Annotated in this window: 17 protein-coding genes; 9 read left to right on the top strand and 8 right to left on the bottom strand. The window is 66.6% G+C overall.

Annotated elements, in window-relative coordinates; genetic code table 11:
• Window positions 1-16: 16 nt before the first annotated feature.
• Genes NGB94_RS13360 through NGB94_RS13335 form a run of 6 tightly spaced genes read right to left on the bottom strand, consistent with a single transcriptional unit; the run spans window position 17 to window position 8,175 of the window.
• On the bottom strand, window positions 17-1,027 hold the full coding sequence (locus NGB94_RS13360; protein WP_325791148.1) for a DUF6177 family protein: 1,011 nt from the start codon (window positions 1,025-1,027) through the stop codon (window positions 17-19).
• Entirely contained in the window at window positions 1,027-1,440 is a 414-nt protein-coding gene (locus tag NGB94_RS13355) for a hypothetical protein (protein WP_325791147.1), read from the bottom strand. The genes NGB94_RS13360 and NGB94_RS13355 overlap by 1 nt, the downstream gene beginning before the upstream one ends.
• Complete coding sequence (eccCa, locus tag NGB94_RS13350; protein WP_325791146.1) at window positions 1,437-5,444, bottom strand: type VII secretion protein EccCa; 4,008 nt, start codon at window positions 5,442-5,444, stop codon at window positions 1,437-1,439. Before eccCa ends, NGB94_RS13355 begins: the two co-directional genes overlap by 4 nt.
• Window positions 5,441-6,469: a hypothetical protein gene (locus NGB94_RS13345; RefSeq protein WP_325791145.1), complete on the bottom strand. Its 1,029-nt coding sequence runs from the start codon at window positions 6,467-6,469 to the stop codon at window positions 5,441-5,443. Before NGB94_RS13345 ends, eccCa begins: the two co-directional genes overlap by 4 nt.
• Window positions 6,470-7,807 carry a type VII secretion integral membrane protein EccD gene (eccD, locus tag NGB94_RS13340; RefSeq protein ID WP_325791144.1) on the bottom strand — a complete coding sequence of 446 codons (1,338 nt, stop codon included), beginning with the start codon at window positions 7,805-7,807 and terminating at the stop codon, window positions 6,470-6,472.
• Window positions 7,783-8,175, bottom strand: coding sequence for a hypothetical protein (locus NGB94_RS13335; protein WP_325791143.1), 393 nt, complete (start codon window positions 8,173-8,175; stop codon window positions 7,783-7,785). Before NGB94_RS13335 ends, eccD begins: the two co-directional genes overlap by 25 nt.
• A 234-nt stretch (window positions 8,176-8,409) precedes the next feature.
• Between NGB94_RS13335 and NGB94_RS13330 the strand changes: the two genes are divergently transcribed.
• The 7 genes from NGB94_RS13330 to NGB94_RS13300 all read left to right on the top strand — a co-directional run bounded on the left by NGB94_RS13330 (window position 8,410) and on the right by NGB94_RS13300 (window position 14,363).
• Window positions 8,410-8,745 carry a hypothetical protein gene (locus NGB94_RS13330; RefSeq protein WP_055240353.1) on the top strand — a complete coding sequence of 112 codons (336 nt, stop codon included), beginning with the start codon at window positions 8,410-8,412 and terminating at the stop codon, window positions 8,743-8,745.
• Between the two features lie 38 nt (window positions 8,746-8,783).
• The gene (locus NGB94_RS13325) at window positions 8,784-9,089 is read left to right on the top strand and encodes a pore-forming ESAT-6 family protein (RefSeq protein WP_325791142.1); all 306 of its coding nucleotides are present in this window, start codon (window positions 8,784-8,786) and stop codon (window positions 9,087-9,089) included.
• A gap of 3 nt (window positions 9,090-9,092) precedes the next feature.
• Window positions 9,093-9,476 carry a DUF6507 family protein gene (locus NGB94_RS13320; protein ID WP_325791141.1) on the top strand — a complete coding sequence of 128 codons (384 nt, stop codon included), beginning with the start codon at window positions 9,093-9,095 and terminating at the stop codon, window positions 9,474-9,476.
• Window positions 9,477-9,528: 52 nt separating this feature from the next.
• Window positions 9,529-12,312, top strand: a complete 2,784-nt coding sequence (locus tag NGB94_RS13315) for a hypothetical protein (RefSeq protein ID WP_325791140.1) — start codon at window positions 9,529-9,531, stop codon at window positions 12,310-12,312.
• Between the two features lie 2 nt (window positions 12,313-12,314).
• Entirely contained in the window at window positions 12,315-12,797 is a 483-nt protein-coding gene (locus tag NGB94_RS13310; RefSeq protein WP_325791139.1) for a hypothetical protein, read from the top strand.
• A gap of 398 nt (window positions 12,798-13,195) precedes the next feature.
• Window positions 13,196-13,831 (top strand): hypothetical protein, encoded by a 636-nt coding sequence (locus tag NGB94_RS13305; RefSeq protein WP_325791138.1) that lies wholly within the window; start codon window positions 13,196-13,198, stop codon window positions 13,829-13,831.
• A 178-nt stretch (window positions 13,832-14,009) separates the two neighbouring features.
• Window positions 14,010-14,363, top strand: a complete 354-nt coding sequence (locus tag NGB94_RS13300) for a hypothetical protein (protein WP_325791137.1) — start codon at window positions 14,010-14,012, stop codon at window positions 14,361-14,363.
• On the opposite strand, the gene NGB94_RS13295 is transcribed toward NGB94_RS13300, so the two are convergent.
• Complete coding sequence (locus tag NGB94_RS13295) at window positions 14,360-15,649, bottom strand: RNA polymerase sigma factor (RefSeq protein ID WP_325791136.1); 1,290 nt, start codon at window positions 15,647-15,649, stop codon at window positions 14,360-14,362. The two genes, NGB94_RS13300 and NGB94_RS13295, sit on opposite strands and share 4 nt — an antisense overlap.
• Window positions 15,650-15,653: 4 nt before the next feature.
• Window positions 15,654-16,097: a YciI family protein gene (locus NGB94_RS13290; protein ID WP_055240360.1), complete on the bottom strand. Its 444-nt coding sequence runs from the start codon at window positions 16,095-16,097 to the stop codon at window positions 15,654-15,656.
• Between the two features lie 174 nt (window positions 16,098-16,271).
• On the opposite strand from NGB94_RS13290, the gene ligA reads away from it, so the two are divergent.
• Entirely contained in the window at window positions 16,272-18,518 is a 2,247-nt protein-coding gene (gene ligA / locus NGB94_RS13285) for an NAD-dependent DNA ligase LigA (protein WP_325791134.1), read from the top strand.
• Window positions 18,515-19,315, top strand: a complete 801-nt coding sequence (locus NGB94_RS13280; RefSeq protein ID WP_325791133.1) for an inositol monophosphatase family protein — start codon at window positions 18,515-18,517, stop codon at window positions 19,313-19,315. Before ligA ends, NGB94_RS13280 begins: the two co-directional genes overlap by 4 nt.
• The last annotated feature ends 2 nt before the right edge of the window (window positions 19,316-19,317 follow it).

Raw genomic sequence — 19,317 nt, 5'->3', positions numbered from 1 at the left:
ACACGAAACGCCTCGCCTAGGAAATCTGCCTTGGAGCCAGCTCGACAGCGAGGCGGGCATAGGCCTCCAGTGGATGGATTTCTCCCGGAACCTGTTCCAGTGAATACCGCACACCCAGGGACTGCGCCGGGGCGGTGCCGAGCAGCTCCGCACGGGGACCGGCGGAGGCCAGCACGGATGACGCCTGCCGTCCGGCGAGGGCTTCCGGGCCAAAGAGCGCAGCACCGGGAACGGCTGTTCCGGTGAACCGGGCCGGACGCAGCAGGTCCCGGTAACCCAGCCCGTAGGCCAGCACCGCGGTACGCGCCCGGGCACGGTGCATGGCGGACAGGAAGGCATCCTGCCCGGCCGCATCCAGCGGGGCATCCGCCCCGGCCAGCAGTTCAACGCTTTCCACTACACCCGCGCAGGTGCGTTCCACCGTGACGACGGCGATGGATCCTGCGGCGGACCCGGGGCTGCCCGTGCCGCCGGATGCGGCTCCTAGGACGACCAGCCGGCTGGGATGCGGTGCACGGCGGTAGCAGTAGTCGGAGAAAGCGGCCTCGTCCCAGGTTTCGCTCACCGGTTCGTACAGCCCCCAGCCCAGCGGCGCCGAGCCGGTGACCGCTTCGAAGATCCGTGCGCTGAAGGACCCCGCACGGGTAGAGAGCGACGCCGGGTGCAGCACAGCGGCGCGGACGTGGACGTAGGTGCTGGGGATCCGCTCGGCAGCCAGGAAGTCGTCCGCAACGGACCCGCCGGGCATCAGATCGGCACCGTTCCAGACCTGCGTCTGGCCCGTCACTGCGTCAAAGAACCCGCCGTCGGAGCCGGTGGCCAGCCACGCGGAGGACTCGCCGTCGAACAGCGCCGAGAGTGGAAGGGTGATGGAGGAAGCAGACGGGGTCAGCAGCACAAAACGCCGGCCGGACTCCACGGCGCCCGCGTGCGCCCGGGCCAGCCATGGACTCAGCCCCACGACGGGCTGGTCGCAGAACACCATGGCCGTGGACGCGGTGAGGAAATCGTAGGCGGAATCGTGCATCAGGCCCGTACTCCGTCCGGGAGCAGGACCACTCCGCCGGCAAGCCGCGCGATGGCGTGGCTGAGCGCATCGGCCAGCCTGCCGCCGTCGGGCGCCCCTGACGCCGCATAGACCTCAAGCCACCACAGCGGTGCGGGGGAACCGGTGCCTTCCGCGGTGAAGAACTCCGGAATGGCGGATCCTGCCGGCGCACTGACCTCCGCACCCGGATGCAGGCGCATCACCTCGCCCGGGAGCCGGATCAGGCGGGGGAGTTCAACGACCAGGGGGACACTGTCTCCGTCGAGAATCTCCAGGACCTCCCCGGCGGCGGCTTCCCGCATGCTCATTTCCGGCATGGTGCTGGCCAGGGCCTCGACGACGGTGCGCCGGTGCGGCTCTCCGGTGCTCACCACCACCCAGCGCGAACTCACTGGCCCGTCCCCACCGAGGTAACAGCGCCGGCCGGATCATTGAGGAACAGCTGGAGCATCTGCACCGGACGGCCGGGCTGGATCAGCTGGGCGCGGCCCGGGGGCAGCACACGGGCCCGGACTCCGTTGATCAGTCCGCCCTCGGTCCGGTCGCCGGAGAGGATCAGGGCGGCGCTGCCGGAGTCGCGCAGCGCCGTGAAGAAGGATTCATACATGCCGCGGCTGGCGCCGCGGACCCGGCGGGTGAGCACGGCGTGCAGTCCGATTTCCGGGGCGAGCGGCAGGTACGGTGTCAGCCGCGCCAGCGGGGAGGAACCGCCAGCCGTCAGGACGTCATAGTCATCGATCACCAGGACGACGCGCGGTGCGGCGGCGACTTCCTCGGGGGAAGCACCTACCCGCTTCTCCAGTTCGGAGGCGACGGCAGCGGCAAGCTTCTCAGCCATGGCGGCGCTGGTGGCGTAGCCGCCCAGATAGTCTTCCTGCACCTCGCCGGCCAGGGCACGGCGCGGATCAAAGACCGCGAACACAATGTTCTCGGCAGTGTGCTGCGCAGCCAGCGTGCGGACCACGCTGCGCAGCACATTGGACTTGCCGGAGGCATCATCGCCCATGACCACCAGGTGGTGTTCGCGGCCCTGGAGATCCAGGTTCTCGGTGCCCAGGTCGGTTTCCCGCAGCCCCAGCGGCACCAGGCCCGGCACCGACGGCACCGCTGCCGGATCCGCCGGCGCCACGGAGGGAAGGACGCGCACGGCCATGGCCCGGCCGTCGGTGGACGCGGCGACGGCGGCCACCAGGTCCCGCGTCCCCTGGATGGCGGAACCTTCGTCCGGGTTTCCGTCGATGCGGGGCAGGGCAAGGTGTCCCTGGAGTTTGCGGTCGGTCAGCGCCCGCCCCGGTGTGCCGGGGCTCAGCGCCTCGGCCAGCTTGCGTCCGTGCGCGGATTCGCCGGGATCAGCCAGCCGCAGTTCGATCCGGTTGCCGAAGAAACTCTGCTGGGTAATTCGGATCTCATTCATCCGCGAGCAGGTGACCACCACATGGATGCCGTAGCCGCCGCCGCGGGAGATCAGTGCGTGGACGGACTTCTCGATGTCCTCGAATTCGTCCGAGAGCTGCCCGTAGCCGTCGACCAGCAGCACAATGTCAGCGCTGGGCAGCTCCGGGATCCGGCCCTGGGCATGGAGCGTGCGCAGCGTGCCGAGGGAATCGATCTGGTGCTTCTCGAAAATCCGCTCACGCTGGGTGAGCATCGCCAGGATCTCGTCCACGGTTCGGCGGACCACCTCGCGGTTGGTACGCACCGCCACCCCGCCGACGTGCGGCAGGCCTTCGAGGGGGAGCAGGGAACTGCCCAGCAGGTCCACGGCGTAGATGCCGGCTTCCGAGGGCGTGTGGGTCAGTGCCAGGGACGCGGCGATGGTCCGCAGGGCCGTGCTTTTACCGGTGGAAGGCCCGCCCACAATGGCGGCGTTCCCGCCGTTGGCGGCCAGGTCCAGGTTCCAGATGCCCTGCCACTGCTTGGCAGGATCATCCAGCAGCCCGATGGGGATGGACAGGCTGCCGCCGGCGTTCAGCCGCAGTCCCTGGCTGGTGGTGAGCACCCCGCCGGCCGCCGTATCCAGGGCCAGGCCGCGGGGCAGCGGCGGCAGCCAGATCGGGTCCACGGCCCGCGGGAAGCGGGCCAGGGTATCCATGAGGGTGGAGAGCACCGTGGGTCCGGTGGTGCGTTTGGCGGAAGACGCCGTGGCCGCCGCGGGCGCGCCGCCGCCGTCGCCGGGGGCCTGCAGCGAGGCCGCGTAGCGGGGGACTTCCAGGACCGGAGGCTGTTCGTCTGTTTCCAGTTCTGCCGGGGCTGCCGCGTCTTCCAGCGGGCCGGAGACGTACCCGGCCTTGAACCGGGTGTAGGTGGTGGTGTCCACCTTGAGGTATCCGAAGCCCGGAACGGGTGGAAGGTGGAAGGCATCCGGAGTGTCCAGGACAGTCCGCGATTCGGATTCGGACAGGGTCCGCAGGCCGATCCGGTAGGAGAGGTAGGTGTCCAGGCCGCGCAGTTTGCCGCCCTCGATCCGCTGGCTGGAGAGCAGCAGGTGCACGCCGATGGACCGCCCGATCCGGCCAATGGAGAGGAAGAGTTCGATGAAGTCGGGGCGTGCGGTGAGCAGTTCACCGAACTCGTCGATGATGACCACCAGGTGCGGAAGCGGCGGCAGCTCTTCGCCCTGTCCCTGCCGGTGTTTGCGGTGCAGCTGGTAGTCGGTGATGTTGGCCAGGTTCCCCGCGTCCTTGAGCACTTCCTGGCGGCGCTGGATTTCGCCGGAGAGACTGGCGTAGACGCGTTCGATGAGGCTGACGTCGTCGGAGAGGTTGGTGATCACGCCCGTGACCTGCGGCGCGTTCTCAAACGGGGCAAAGGTGGCGCCGCCCTTGTAGTCCACCAGGACCATGGCCAGCAGTTCCGGGGGATGCGTGGCGAGCAGGCCCACCACCAGTGACCGGAGCATTTCGGACTTGCCTGAGCCGGTGGCGCCGACGCACAGTCCGTGCGGGCCGTGGCCGAACTGGGCGGATTCCTTCAGATCCAGCAGTGCCGGCCGCCCGCGGTCGTCAGCGCCGAGCGGAACCCGGAGGAAGTCCACCTCGCTGCGCGGTTGCCAAAGCCGGCGGATGTCCGCTTCGTCCAGGTTCGGGGACAGCCCAAGCATGTCCAGGAAGCCTTCGGAGCTGCCCGTGCTCTCGTGCTCCAGGGAATCGGGGGAAAGCCGCAGCGGCGCCAGGGAGCGGGCCAGCGACTCCGCCAGCGCGACCGGAAGGGAGTCCAGGGTGCCGGTTCCGACCTGCGGATCCACCGGATCTTTGCGGTAGTTCTCCAGCACAAAACCGGACTCGGTTTCGGAGATGCGGACGGCCACCTCGCCGGGTTCCTGCCCGCGTTCGGCTGCGAGGAACACCGTGGTGATGCCCAGCTGCCCGGGCGCGGCCTGGCGGTCCGGCAGCGGCAGCTCCGAGGGCAGCGTGCCGTAGCTGTCGGCCACCACCAGCAGCCGGGGAAGCGCTGAGCCGATGCCGCCGCGCAGGAAGTTCTTGCGGGCTTCCGCAGCCATGTTGGAGCGGCGGGAGAGATCATCCTGCACCAAATCAGCCAGCGCGTCCATGCTCGGCGCAATGCGGCGCACCGGACCGGTCCGGTGGGTTTTGTCCTGGTCGGCCAGATGCGGCAGCCAGGTGGCCCACTCCCAGTCCGCGCGGGTTTCCTCGGGGGAAACCAGGGCAAGGTGCAGGTCTTCGGGGGAGGAGACGGAAGCCGACTGGAGCAGCAGCAGACGCGCCACCTGGAGTACGAAGGGCCGGGACCCGACCACGCTGACCGTTCCGGCGCCGTCCAGGGGCACCGTGACGGGCAGATCGGGGCTGGCTTCGTAGCGGCGCTTGAGGATCTGCAGCTCGGTGGTCATAAAGGTGTCGTCGCGGGCCAGCGCGGAACCGGAATCCAGGACGGTGATTTCCCGGTTGGTCCTGGTGCCGGTGCCAATGCGGGTCTGCAGGAAGTCCTCATTGTGGCGGCGGCGTTCCCACACGCGGCGGTGATTGCGGATGATGTCGAAGAGCGCTTCCGGCGGCGGGTTGGCGGCACGCGCGACGGCGGCGGCCTCCTGTTCCTGGACCCGAAGGGTGGTGCGGCAGCGTTCGAGGTATTCAAGGTAGTTCTCGCGCTGCTCCCGGCGGGCGCGTCCCTGCTTGCCGCGCTGGCTGACCATCATCACGATCGAGGCGAGGATGGTCACGATCATCATCAGCGCGCCCACCGCGGCGAGCGGCGAACCGCGGAACAGCATCATGACGGTCATCGAGACGCCTGCGCCGAGCAGCGGCACCAGGGACATCATGTTCATCCCGCCCTTGCCGCCTTCGAGCTGCGGCGGCGCGTCCAGGGTGAAGGGATCCATGCTGCGTGCCGGGGGAGTGGTGCGTGCCGGCCGGTGCAGCAGCTTCACGCTCATGTGCGGGCCCTCCTGCCGGAGCCTGCTTCGGCGCGGCGGGAGGCAACCGGCGTGCCGGGCCGGCTGGCGGCTGCGGACGCGGCGGAAAGCACGCGGGCAGCCAGCTCGGTGCCCTGCAGCCGGGCTGCACGGGAAAGCAGCCGCGGCTGGATCTCCACACCGGCAGCCAGGTGCGCGTCATAGTCCAGGTAAGCGGTATCAACGCCGGACCGGGCGAGCCTGCGCGCCTCTGCCTCAGGTTTGAAGGGGCTGCGCGCCGAAGTCCGGGTGAGCAGGACCAGGAGCGGAACCGAGCCAAGGTCCGGCCGGGTCCGCCACAGGTCGGCGGCGCGCTCGGCGTCGTCAAGGCCGGCGACGCTGGCGGGAGTGACGAACAGGGCCAGATGCGATTCGCCCAGCGCCCAGCGGACTGCGTCCGGCCCGAGCCCGGGCGGGCAGTCAAACAGGGTGACCGGACAGTAGCGGGAGAGCACCCGGGAAAGATGGGTGACGTCGTCGTCGGCCGTCTTCGTTCCGCCGGCCGGACGGCGTCCGGTGACCAGCAGGTTCTCCGGACCGGGCGAGGCAATGTACTCCCGCACCCCGGCCAGCGAACCCGGAATGGTGCGTCCCAGCCGCTCCGCGGCGGCGTCCAGCGACGGAGCCGCTGGAGCGGCCAGACGCGCCGCGAGCGTTCCGGCTTCGGCCAGGTCCACAGCGGCCGCGGCGTCGGAGCGCAGCGAAGCATACGTGCGGGCCAGCAGGGCGGAGGCTGTGCTGCGGCCTGCGCCGCCGCGGGAACCCACGACGGCGATCCGGCGCCCGGTGGTTACCGGCTGCTGGACGCCGGCCGCGGCCTCGGCCAGGGACTGCGGATAGTCGTCGCCGCGGAACATGTCTGCGGCCTGCTGCAGGAAGCGGCGGGCCGGACCTTCGGCAGGGCGGGTGCGCAGTGTGCGGCGCAGCCGCTGGGGTGTGGACTCAAAACCGTCGCCCTGGGCTGTTGCCGGCGCACCGAAGCCGTCGCCCGAAGTTATCTGTGTCATCTAGAAGCTCTCCAGCAGTTGCGCGAAGATTCCGAACATTCCTGCGGCCAGCGGGACGGATGCGAGGATTGCCAGGGTTTCCAGCCGCTTCGCCGCCAGCCGGAACCGGGCCTGGGCATGATCCGGCAGGTCCAGCGACAGCGCGATCCAGACGGCGGCCGCGAGCACCAGCACCATAACCCCGGTAGCCCAGGGCTGGTCGCTGAACCACCTGCTGCTCCCGGACACGAGTGCGGCAAGCCCGACGGCGGTCGCGGCGTAGAGTGCCAGCCGCTCCGGTGCCAGCGGGAAAGCCCGGGCACGCAGGAACACCGCGAGGGTGAGCACCGCCAGCAGGGGAAGTGACCAGGCCTGCTGCGCTGTATCGGTGCCCAAAAGCCAGAAGCCCAGGGCTGCCGAAGCCGCGGCGGCAGCGGTGCTGACCACCAGGCCGGTGTGCGCGGAGGCGACAGCGTCCAGCGCGTCCGGCCGTCCCACCTGGCCGCCCTTGGCCCGCCGGTCATCCAATGCGGCGAGCCCCGAGGCGGCCAGCGCCATGCCGGGGAGCAGGCCGAGCAGCAGCACGCTGGCGATGCCGGCCAGTGCAGCAGCCTGGACAGCGTTGCCGGTCAGCAGGACCGCGCCCGTCCATGCCGCGGCAGCAAGCGCGGCCACCAGAGCGCCGGTGTACATGGCTTTTGGCCGCCGGTCGGAGGCACCCAGTGCGAGCAGTGTCAGGACTGTTGCGGCAGCCAGCACCAGCCCGGCACGTCCGTAGTTTCCGCCGTCCATGCCGCCGGTGTGCAGGGCGGCCCCGAGTCCGGCAAGCCATCCTGCCGCAAGCGCGGCCGGGCCCGCAGCGGAGTCCGGGCTGCGCCGGGAAACCAGGACTCCTGCCGCTGCGGCGAGGACAGACAGGACGGCGAGCAGCCACCATGCGGCTTCCGGCGCCACTGCAGCGAGGAGCAGCTCTGCTCCTGCCCAGAGCCCGGCTGCTGCGAAGACGCCGGCGGTGGCGTTTTTCCAGTGCCGGTTCCAGCGCCCGCGCACGGCTTCGGTTTCGGCCACCACCAGGTCGGTGACGTCGTACACGATCGGAGCGGGCGGGGCTTCGGAAGCATTGCACAGCTGCAGGGCCGTGCCGTCCAGCACCTGGGCCTGCGCCAGGGTGTCCGTAGGAGCAAGTTCGGACCCGTCCGGAGCAACGAGGACCTTGGCTGCGACGTCCGCTGCGGGTTCATCGCCCAGGAGGTCCAGCACCTGCGGCATCAGGGCCGCCACCGGCTGGTCCGAGGGCAGCAGCAGATCCAGGTGACGCTGCTGGCCCACCAGTGTCACCCGTGTGTAGGCATGCGCCATGGCTGCCAGGCTCCCGTCTCGTAGCTGAGGTGTTCGATGCTTGTGTTTTCAGGGCCTGTGCTGCTCTCCGATCCGGCGCCTGCGGCAGCTGCCCAGCCGCCGTCGTAGGCCGTTCCGGGACCCGCTGCGGCGCTTTGCTGCTGCTGCTCCTGCTTGGCACGGTTCTGCTCCAGCAGATTCGTGACAAAGGAGTAGCCGACGCAGACAGCTGCGATCAGTGCCGCGACGGCAACGCTGAAGAGGAACAGTTTCACGGTGTCAGCCCAGCGGCGTTCATTGGGATTGTTCCCGTAGAGCAGGGCCGTAAGCAGCCGGTTGCGGCGGACAGCAACAGACTCAATGAGCTGGTTGTCGTAGTCGCTTGCCACGATGCGTATTCCCCCAATCACAAGTACGCTACATATCCTTACATGCCCCGGCGCCTTTCCCGGCGCGGCCCGGCGGTTATCCACATGGGTAGTTCTCCCCATTGCGGGCCGGAAGATGTGCGGCTTGTATGAGGGGGGTACCGCGCGGCGGCCAGGCCACGTATGTGGCAGGGGGACCGGCAGCGGGGGGAATGACCGGACAATTGGCACACAGGTGCCGGAGGTGGTTTGAGCATGAAATTCGATATGGGGTCATCGACCCTGGGCACACTGACGCAGCAGACGGGACACTCCAACGAGGACCTGGGCCAGCTGGTCCGTAACCTCATGGACGCTGTCACCCCGCTCCAGGGCAAGTTCAACGGCCAGGGCCGGGTGCGCTTCGACGAATTCAAGGCCCGCACGGATGAGATCGCCAACGAGCTCAACAGCTCGCTGTCCGCGATCCTGATGGGCCAGTCGGAAATGGACCGTTCCTTCCAGATGGGCGACCAGGAATCCGCGGACAACGCAGCCCAGCAGCAGGGTGCCGCCAGCTTTGACGCAGCACGTTTCGGCTCCTCGCGCTAACTCCCGCCCTTTTACACAGTCTTAGAGAAGGAATCGCCATGTCCCAGGACCGTTTGAGCTATGACACCGACACCTCCGCAGCCGTGCAGGGAGACATCCAGGCCATTGTTGCCCGGCTGGAGTCCCTGATCGGCGAACGGGAGAAGGCCGTGAACGCGGCCATGTCCGATTTCCAGGCCGACGGAGTCTCCGAGGAGTACCAGGCGGTGGAGAACCGCTTCCGCAACGCCGCCAACGAGACCCGCAACATCATTGCCCTGGTCAAGCAGACGCTGAACCTCAACGACCAGACCGCTTCCAACGCCGGCTCCCGCGCCAGGAGCGCTGTCCAGAACATTGGCTAGCCGGTGAGTTACAACGTCAACCCCGGTGCCGTTTCCGGAGTCCTCCAGCAGGTAGCACCACTGCTGGAGGACTACGGCACAGAATTTCCGGCTGTTGGGGAGAGAATCAGCGAGCTGGCCACGGCCTGCATGGCCGAGCCGGTGGCAGCCGAATTGGGCGCACTGACGGAGAAGCTGATCAACCCGGCTTTTACGAACATTGCCGGCCGCTCCTCAAACGCCGTGAACGCCGTCAACAACGTATTGAACATCTTGCTGGAAGCGGACGCGCAAATGGACGCCGATGCCCGCGAGGCGTCAATGCGCGCGGCTCAGGCTGCCGCGGACGATCCGCCGCCGGCTCCGGAACCTGCGGCCCACTACGGGCCAGGTCCGCAGGCCGTCTAGTCCTGCCGCAGGCGCACCAGCACTCGTATCCAGTTCTAACCGGGGGAATCCATTGAGCATCGACATCGCAGCATTCGAAGCTGTGCTGCCGGATCCGGAAGCGATCCGGGCAGCCGCCGCCGCGCTCGTCAGCGCCGTCGGCGAGGTCGTGGACACCGCGGAGGAATCGGCCGTCGCATGGGGACACCTGCAATCACCGGATGTTTACGACATTGCCGGTTCCGAAGTGGTGTTCAACGCTTTCCGCCCGGTTACGTCCTCCGCTGCAGATCTCGATTCGGACGTTGGCACCGTCGATACAGCGGTCCTGGCCTACGCGGATACCGTGGACTCCCTGAAGCTGCGGCTGGACGCGGTTAAAGCCGATGCAGCGAACTTCTTCTCCCGGACCCGCGGCCGAAGCCAGGATGACTGGGACGACGACGAAGGACTGATCCAGGCCGAGCAGAACATCATCGGCGACCTGAACCGGCTGTACTCGGATCTACAGGAAGCCCAGCGCGTCTGCGCCAACGCGATCAGCGCCGTCTACGGCGGCCCGAAGTACGTGCTGACCACCGAAGAAGGCGCCGGGACCGGCGAAGTGGAGTTCGGCTTCAGCGGGGAACAGCTCGACGCCGCAGCGGTGGAGGGCAACGTGCCCTGGGGGCAGCCCACCGAATGGGACAAACCCTGGTACCGGGACGCCTGGGATGGCGTGGCGTCCTTTGGCAAGGGTGTGTGGAGCGGTGTTACCGGCACCGTCACCGGGCTCGGCAACATGGTTGGGCTCGGCGGCGCTGAGGCCTTTGAACAGACCTGGAAGGGCCTGGGTAACCTCGCGGTCAACCTGGCCATCATGACCAGCCCCGTGGTCCAGATTGCCTTGCACGCCAGCGGTAACACTGACCGGGTTCAGCAGGCGGGGGATGAACTGCTGGCGGTTGGCAAGGCTGCCATCCACTGGGACGAGTGGCAGACCGATCCTGCCTACGCTGCCGGTGCGACGTCGTTTGACCTGGCGTCCATCCTGCTGACGGCCGGTGCCGGTGCCACGGCGAAGGTCGGTTCGGTGGCGGGGAAGATCGGCGATGTAGCCAATGCCTCGGGCAAGGTCTCGGCCGTGGTGAATGCCACCGGAATCGGGAAGGTAGCCGGGGTGACGGTGAAGGTTGCCGACGCCGCGCAGGCGTTCAAGATCAACGCCATCACCACGGTGGTGGATACCTCCCGCGTGACCGTCGGGAAGGTCGGCGCTGCGTGGCAGGCAGCGGATCAGTTTCTGATCGATTCGGGACGGGCGGCCGTGAATAAGGTGGATACTGCGTTGGCCAATGCCGGGCACGGCCGTTTTGGCACTCCTGCACTTGCTGGTGCCGGCGGGGCAGGCCCCCGCGTCATGGCCTTCACCCCGGATACTCCGCCGGCCCGCACCGGCGGCGGTTCGGGTGCCGGGTCCACGGTCGCGCATTCGACGGCGACGCCGGATGCCCCGGTGCGCACGAACGTTCCTGAGTCCTCCGGTAACGGCCGGTCATCTGCACCGGATGCCCCGGTGCGCGGCAACGGTTCTGGTGCTGAATCGCCGTCGGGCAAGCCTGGCCACGCCGTCCCGGAGGACCGCACAGCGTCGGGCAAGACCACGGAGACGTCTGCTCCCGCGGGACGTGTGGATGGCGACGACGCCCGTGCGGGTGGAAAGGGTGATGTCGACGATGCGCGGCCTGGTGCTGCAGCGGTTGACGATGGTTCCGGCGGACCGCGGAACGGTGATGCTGATTCGCCCGCGTCAGCTGATGCGCCGGATGCGCCGGCGCCCAAGCCTGTTGTGCACTACGACGCTGAAGGCCGGGTTGAGAAGGTTGAGTTCGGTGACCACACCCATACTGTCTCGACGCGGAATGACCAGATTGCGCAGCTGCAGCGTTCGCTGGATCCTGTGACGTGGAAGAACACTGACGATTTCCTTGCGACCCATCTCTCGCCTTCCGAGTTCCAGGCCCTGGACGGGCTGCGCGGCCCGGACGGCAAGCTGCCGCCGCATGTGGTGGAGACACAGGTTGCTGACCTGCTGGAGAAGGCTTTCGACGGCGAGACCCGCGGACCTGTTCGCCCCGGTGCCAGCCCGCTGGAGAACGCGCTGCGGGGAATCCCAACTCGCTACTATTACGACCTGACCGATACGCAGGCGGTCCTGGTGCACGACGTCCGGCATTTGCTGGGCAGCGGCGACATCAGCCAACCGTTCCAGAAGATTCTCGGAGCTGAAGGCGGACGCAGAACTTTGGCAGGAACGGATCAGTACCCAGGCAGTGTTGGTGGCTTCATATCCCAGGCATCGGACACTGTGCACCTTCGTACTGTGGATGAGATCATTCTCGGGCTTCGGCTCGACTATCGTCTCGAGGACGGAAGCATCCCGTTCAAGGTAGGCGCAGTGGACGAGGTATACGCGGTGAGGTTCCGGGCTGACAGTGCCGATCAAATCGGAATCCCGGACGCTTCGAACCGTGCCCGAGTTGAGGAAATCCAGCGAAACCGACACGCAGAACGTGGCCGGGCAGCTGATGGCTCTCAAACTGCGGCCGACCGTGAGTGGGAGATCCGGGACAAGATGCAGTATCGGGAAGACATGAACACCGAAGCGGGCGCCCTGATTTTCGACGATTCGGCCGTCTGGCCGAACACCGGTCACGGGCTTACCAGCAGCAGGGTTGATAAGTCGCCCCTGATCCCGGAACTTGACATTGATGGTGGTATTCGGCTGAACGACGGGGCTGAGATGTGGCGTATCGACCGCTACGGCAATGAGGTTCTAGTTGGCATTTATACAGGTCAGAAATGGGTTAACCTCTAGATATGTGGAGACGAGACGGAACGAAGCTGACTGGCGACTATGGGACATGGAATGACGTCGAATATGAGCTTCATTCCTGGGTTCCTGCCAACGGCACCCTAATTCTTGTTAAGGAAGGCGGCGACTCTCCGGGACCAGAGTGGGATACCACTGTTTTCCCCAATCGTTTTGCGCGGACTCCTTATCATCATTTCCGCAGGGTACCGGCGCTGGAAGTTTCTGATGTCAATTCTGTAAAAGTAACAGGATCCATGGGGCCGGGGCGCGAATTGGTAATCATCAGTGAAGATGATGAAGGAAACTTGGCCGTTGAGGCTTCCAATCGAATGGCTGCATTATACAAGCGGCAACTGATTAGCAATCACGGGTTTAAGCCCATGTATGAAAATGAACCGCTTGAAAGGACTATGGTTTTTGGTTGGCTTCCGGCGCAGCGTATAACCAACATTGAGAGCCGGACAGTTTTGCATGATACCCCAGAATAATAGTCTATTGGTTCACGGTCGACGGTAACCGGTCACGTTTACTGTGATTATGGTTTAGGTCCGGTGCCCGAGCGGCCTACGGGCACGTGGTGGAAGGATGCCGGCTAGGCCCCGTGAGAACGCGGAGAAATGATGAGGGGAATACTTTGGTTTTTATGCAGAAGGCTTTGAGTCCGGCGCAGGTTGAGTTCCTGGTAGGTGGGAACCGGGATACTGTGTCGGGGTTTGTGGTGAACGCCGCGGATGCGGTGAATGCGCGGACGCCGGAGGACTTGTTTGCGGTTCATGGCTTGGATTTCCCGGGGTCGCCGTGGGACCGGGCTGCCGGGTACGTTGATGTGCTGCGGTTCCAGGTGCCGTTGTCCGTTTATGTGCACGATGCGGCAGGTCCGGAGTTTGTGGACCGTCCGCCGTTTACGGGGACGGGGTTCGCGGCGTGGTCCGGTGGTGTGGTGCCGGTGTATTTCCTGGATGAATGTGCCATTCCGCCGGGAGCTGAGCTGTGGCGGATCCGGGCCGGTCAGCCCGAGGAACTGATTGCCGTCTATTTTGAGGTTGCGACCGGCTGGGGTGTGTCCGATGCCTCGGGGATTTCCCGGCCTGGTGCGCATACCCCGTCGCACATAATGGGCTGGTCCGCAGTGTGGCAAGGGCAGGTATTCCGTGCTGACTTGGTGAACGAGGGCCGTTCCGTTGAAGTGGCGGCTACATCGGATCCCGGAGTGGAGGGTTTTGAGCGGACCCCGAAGGGGGTCTGGCGCCGGACGGTGGGGCTGGGGGAGATCCAGGACTTCTATGATCTGCTGGCGACGTGTTCGTGGCAGGGGGAACCGTTCAGGATTACGGATGTCGCCCAGGGTGAGGACGGGCAGGTGTACCGGTTGTTCTATACCGGGCATAACGCGGATCGGGCTGAGGCGTTGGGGCTGAACAAGGCAGATGCCGGGGTGTATTGGACGGTGGTGCCGGCGTCGCAGGTGCAAGATGTTCAGGTGATCCAGAACCGGTTGCCGTCCCTGGCGTTCCGGGGGTGACCCCGTGACTGGATTGCGATTGGTCCCGCCTCTTCCCGATACCGGAGACGAGCGAGGGACACCCGGGCCAGAGTACCGGCGCGCACAGCGATACTTGCCCAACGGGATGCGGGTCCCGGGCATGTACGGTGTGCTGCAGGGTGAGTGGTTTAGGGCTAACTCAATGGGCCACGGACGTATGATTCTTTTTACGCCGGCTACCGAATGTCCTGGGGAACGCTGGCAGCCGTCAGTCGAAGTGGACGGCGCGGGCCGGCCGTTGTCATGGCACCTCATCGTCGAGGAAAGCGACCTGGACCGGCTGGTGGACGTGTCAGTGCTCGCCACGTGGCAAGGCCTCGGGCTAGGTATCCACGTATATATCGACGGAACGGCGTACTCCTTTGTCGATATCCGCCCGAAAGAGGAGCAGATTCGCCGCGGAGAAATCCCGGAGATCACTATTGCCGGACCGGGCGAGTATCACGGAACGTTCCGCTGGGAAGACCTCAGGGACCTCATTCTGACCGAGCACGATCTGCTGACGCGCTAAGGCATTCCAGCCGCGCGGCGCTCCAGAACCTCCCGCTCCCGGTCGTTGCGCGCCAGCGCAGCAGCAGCACTGAATTCAGTCCGTGCCTCTTCGACCCGGCCGAGGCGGGACAGCAGTTCACCCCGCACGCTGGGCAGCAGATATGAACCGCGGAGCGCACCCGTGGCAGCAAGCCGGTCCACCATCTCCAGCGCCGTCGCCGGACCGGTGGCCATGGATACCGCCACCGCGCGGTTCAGCTCCACCACAGGAGACGGTGCCAGCCGGCCCAAAGCCTCATACAGCAGCACGATCCGTTGCCAGTTCGTACCCTCGACACTCGGCGCAACGGCATGGCACTGCGCGATCGCAGCCTGCAGTGCATAGTTACCCCGGCCTCGCCGCAGAGCATCAGCCTGAGCCAGGGCAGCCCGTCCGCGCTCAATCTGGGCGCGGTCCCACAGTGTGCGGTCCTGGTCGGCCAGCAGCACTGGTGATCCATCCGCACGCGTTCTGCCGCGGAACCTGGATGCCTGGAACTCCATCAAGGCCACCAAAGCGAGCGCCTCCGGCTCCCGCGGAACAAGCCGGGACAGCAGCCGGCCCAACCTCAGTGCCTCTGCAGCAAGGTCCTGGCGCATCCACGATTGCCCGGCGGACGCAGCGTACCCCTCCGTGAACAGAAGGTAGATCACCGCTAGCACCCCGCCGAGACGGGCTCCCCATTCATTCGGTTCCGGTACATCGAAAGGAACCCGGGCAGCGGCCAGGGTCTTCTTTGCCCGGACAATCCGCTGCTGCACCGCAGCCACCGGAAGCAGGAACAGCCGCGCGATCTCCCCGGTGGACAGTCCGCCCACAATCCGCAGGGTCAACGCCACCTGCGCTTCACGGGACAGCACCGGATGACAGGCCACAAAAATCAGCTTCAGGACGTCGTCCGGCAGCGGATCCCACGCCGGGGCGGCTTCGTCCCGGAGCTCCCTGCCGAGATCCGCGTAACGCTCCTCGAGACGCTCCGCCTGCCGCCAGGCATCAATCGCCCGGCGCTTGGCGACGGAGGTCAACCACGCAGCCGGGTTCCGCGGCACGCCCCCAGCTGGCCAGGAGGCCAGCGCCTCAGCCACCGCTTCCTGGGCAACGTCCTCCGCCAGACCCAGATCCCCGGTGGCACGGGCCAGGGCCGCGACAATCCCGGCACCGTCAATCCGCCAAACGGCGTCTATCCGGTGGCGGACTGCCGCGGCCGCCGCGTCCTCACCAGCCGTCTCCTCACCCGCCGGGACCCCGCTGCCTGCATCCGCCATGGTGCTAGGGGTTCTCTGCGCGCAGCTTCTCTTCCTGCTCGCGCCAGCCTTCTTCCTTCTGGATGTACTCGTTGTCAGCGAAGTCCTCAAAGTCAGAGGCATCGGTAACCCGCCGGACTTCCAGCTTCGCGCCGGGGCCAAGCGGGCACCGGCTGGCCCACTCCACAGCCTCCTCCTTCGAGGAAGCCTGGATGATCCAGAATCCGTTGAAGAGCTCGTGGGTCTCGCCGTACGGGCCGTCGGTGATCAGCGGCGGGTCCTGGGCGAAGTCCACCAGGAAGTTGGCATCCTCCGTGGCCTCGGCCAGTCCTTCGCCGGCCAGCAGCACACCGGCGTTGATCATCGACTCGTTGTAGGCGCCCATGGCGTTGATGATTTCTTCAAACGGCATGTCCTTGGAAGCTTCAACGGCCGAATCAGTGGTCCGCATAATCATCATGTACTTCATGGCATTCTCCTGACCTCTAGAGGGAGCGCTCGGTGCAGCTCCTACTATGCCGTCGAATGGGCCGCACAGATATCGACAACCATCGGGAAATTTTCTCCCGGACCCGGGACGCGCGGCAGCCGGCGGGCCCCGCAAAGCTCCCGCCGCCGTCGTACATACGGCAAGATTGGGTAGGTGAGCACAGCCAAGACCTCCCCCGAAGAAGCCGTCGACGCCGTCAGCACGGATACCCCTCCGAGTGACAGCCTGCGCGAAGAGTACGAGACCCTCTCCGACCAGGTCCGGAAGTACCGCTTCGCGTACTACAACGAGGACGCCCCGCTGGTCTCCGACGCCGAGTTCGATGAGCTGTACCGCCGGCTTGAGAAGCTCGAGGCACTCCATCCCGAGCTGGTGACCAACGATTCGCCCACCCAGGAAGTCGGCGGAGAAGTATCCGCAGCGTTCGCGCCGGTGGAACACCTCTCCCGGATGTACAGCCTGGAAGACGTGTTCTCACTGGATGAACTCGATGCCTGGGTGAAGCGCGCCGAAGCCTCCATCGCGTCCATCGCACCGGGGTCGAAGGTCCGCTGGCTGACCGAACTGAAGATCGACGGCCTGGCGGTGAACCTCCTGTACCGCAACGGCGAGCTGGTCCGGGCCGCCACCCGCGGCGACGGCACCACCGGCGAAGACATCACCCACAACGTGCTCACGATTGACTCCATCCCGCGCCGCCTCCAGGGTGAGAACCTTCCCGCTGAGGTCGAGATCCGCGGCGAAGTCTTTATCCCGTCGAAGGAATTCACGCGGCTCAACGAGAAAATGGTCGACGCCGGGAAGGCGCCGTTCGCGAACCCGCGCAACGCTGCCGCCGGGTCGCTGCGGCAGAAGGACCCGAAGGTTACCGCGGAGCGCCCGCTGAGCATGTACGTGCACGGCATCGGCGCCCGGGAAGGTCTGGGAGCCTCCAGCCAGTCGGAAACCTACGAGCTGCTCAAGGCCTGGGGCCTGCCCACCTCGCCGTACTACAAGGTGCTGGACACCTATGACGAGGTGCTGGAGTTCATTGCCGCCAATGGCGAGCACCGGCACAGCCTGGCCCACGAGATCGACGGCATTGTGGTCAAGGTTGACGACTTCGCGCTGCAGCGCGCGCTCGGCCACACCTCCCGGGTGCCCCGCTGGTCCGTGGCCTACAAGTACCCGCCGGAGGAAGTGAACACGAAGCTGCTGGACATCCGGGTCAACGTAGGCCGCACCGGCCGCGTTACCCCGTACGGCATTATGGAACCGGTCAAGGTCGCCGGCTCCACCGTGGAGATGGCCACCCTGCACAACCAGGACGTGGTGAAGGCCAAAGGCGTGAAGATCGGCGACACCGTCGTCCTGCGCAAGGCCGGAGACGTGATCCCGGAAATCGTGGGACCCGTCGTCGCACTCCGCGACGGCAGCGAGCGGGACTTCGTGATGCCCACGCACTGCCCCTCCTGCGGCACCGAGCTGAAGCCGGCCAAGGAAGGCGATGTGGACATCCGCTGCCCCAACGCCCGTTCCTGCCCGTCCCAGCTGCGCGAGCGGGTGTTCCACCTGGCCGGCCGCGGGGCCTTCGATATCGAAGCCCTGGGCTGGGAAGCTGCCATCGCTCTGACCTCGCCCGCCGAACCGGAGAACCCGCCGCTGACCAGCGAGGCAGCACTCTTCGACCTGAAGATCGAAGACCTGGCAGACGTCCGGATCGAACGGCCCAAGCGCTCCAAGGGCGTTGTAGTGGGTACCGAGCTGGTGCCGTACTTCTACACGAAGGGCACCGCGAAGAAGCCGTCCGAGCCCTCCGCCAACACCCGCAAGCTCTTCGAGGAGCTCGAGAAGGCCAAATCGCAGCCGCTCTGGCGTGTCCTGGTGGCATTGTCCATCCGGCATGTGGGCCCGACGGCGGCACGCGCCCTGGCCACCGCGTTCGGCTCCATGGAGAACATCCGGGCGGCCACGGAAGAGCAGCTCGCGCACGTGGATGGCGTCGGCCCCACCATCGCTGCGGCGCTGGAGGAATGGTTCGCCGAGGACTGGCACGTTGAAATCGTCGACTCCTGGGCCCGTGCGGGCGTGCGGATGGCCGACGAACGGGACGACTCCCAGCCCCGCACCCTGGAAGGGCTCACCGTCGTCGTCACCGGCACTCTGCCGAACTTCAGCCGGGACGAAGCCAAGGAAGCAATCATCACCCGCGGCGGCAAGGCCTCGGGCTCGGTTTCGAAGAAGACCGACTACCTGGTGGCGGGGGAGAACGCCGGCACCAAGCTGGACAAGGCCGAGTCGCTGGGGGTCCCCGTGCTGGATGAGGACGGATTCCGGCAACTGCTTGAAAACGGACCGCTGGACTCAGCTCCGGCGGACGACGCAGAAAACAATGCAGAGGACGAGGAAACCGCGCCATGACGGAAGCACCCGCCCCCGATCCGCTTGAACTGCTCGACGTCGCCCGGCAGGCAGCTGCCGCCGGAGCCGCTGTGCTGGCCAAGCGCTCGGAGGCGGGGCTGCACGTGGAGAACAAGGGAGCCTCCGGCGACTGGGTCACCGCCTATGACACCGAGGCCGAGTACGCCGTCCGGGAAGTGATCAACCGGCTGCGTCCCTTTGACACCGTGACCGGCGAGGAACTCGAAGCCAGCGTTCCCGAGGACCCGTCCGGCATCCGCTGGTCAGTGGACCCGCTGGACGGAACCACCAACTTCATCCGCAACATTCCCTTCTACGCCACCTCGGTGGCCGCGGTTAACGCCGACGGCGAATGGCTGGCCGGGGTGGTCCACGCCCCGGCGCTGGTGCGCGTCTACTGGGCCGCGAAGGGCCACGGCGCCTGGCTGGCAGAGCACGGCAACCTGCGGCAGCTCCACGGCCCGGACCCGGAACGGACGGGCAAGCTGCTGGGCACGGGCTTCTCCTACGAACCGGAGGTCCGGACTGAACAGTACGCCGGTCTCGCGGAGCTGATGGACGGCTATGCAGACCTGCGCCGGCTCGGGTCCGCGGCGCTGGATCTGTGCATGGTGGCCGACGGCACCCTGGATGCCTACGCGGAGCGCGGCCTGAACGAACACGACTTCGCCGCCGGCGCGCTTATCGCGGAGGAGGCCGGCCTCACGGTGGACCGGCCAGGTTCCCCGGACCGCAGGATGGACGACGCCGAGCGGCTGGCAGCCGTGACCACGGCCTGGCTGGCGCCGCCTGCCTAGGC

The organism is Arthrobacter koreensis, assembly GCF_035792275.1.
Lineage (GTDB): Bacteria > Actinomycetota > Actinomycetes > Actinomycetales > Micrococcaceae > Arthrobacter_B > Arthrobacter_B koreensis_A.
This window is presented reverse-complemented; position numbering and strand designations above follow the sequence as displayed.

Excerpts from the sequence above, each read along its gene's own strand:
- NGB94_RS13360 (WP_325791148.1), bottom strand. The coding sequence starts at position 1,027 with ATGCACGATTCCGCCTACGATTTCCTCACCGCGTCCACGGCCATGGTG.
- eccCa (WP_325791146.1), bottom strand. The coding sequence starts at position 5,444 with ATGAGCGTGAAGCTGCTGCACCGGCCGGCACGCACCACTCCCCCGGCA.
- NGB94_RS13345 (WP_325791145.1), bottom strand. The coding sequence starts at position 6,469 with ATGACACAGATAACTTCGGGCGACGGCTTCGGTGCGCCGGCAACAGCC.
- eccD (WP_325791144.1), bottom strand. The coding sequence starts at position 7,807 with ATGGCGCATGCCTACACACGGGTGACACTGGTGGGCCAGCAGCGTCAC.
- NGB94_RS13330 (WP_055240353.1), top strand. The coding sequence starts at position 8,410 with ATGAAATTCGATATGGGGTCATCGACCCTGGGCACACTGACGCAGCAG.
- NGB94_RS13325 (WP_325791142.1), top strand. The coding sequence starts at position 8,784 with ATGTCCCAGGACCGTTTGAGCTATGACACCGACACCTCCGCAGCCGTG.
- NGB94_RS13310 (WP_325791139.1), top strand. The coding sequence starts at position 12,315 with ATGTGGAGACGAGACGGAACGAAGCTGACTGGCGACTATGGGACATGG.
- NGB94_RS13300 (WP_325791137.1), top strand. The coding sequence starts at position 14,010 with ATGATTCTTTTTACGCCGGCTACCGAATGTCCTGGGGAACGCTGGCAG.
- NGB94_RS13295 (WP_325791136.1), bottom strand. The coding sequence starts at position 15,649 with ATGGCGGATGCAGGCAGCGGGGTCCCGGCGGGTGAGGAGACGGCTGGT.
- NGB94_RS13290 (WP_055240360.1), bottom strand. The coding sequence starts at position 16,097 with ATGAAGTACATGATGATTATGCGGACCACTGATTCGGCCGTTGAAGCT.
- NGB94_RS13280 (WP_325791133.1), top strand. The coding sequence starts at position 18,515 with ATGACGGAAGCACCCGCCCCCGATCCGCTTGAACTGCTCGACGTCGCC.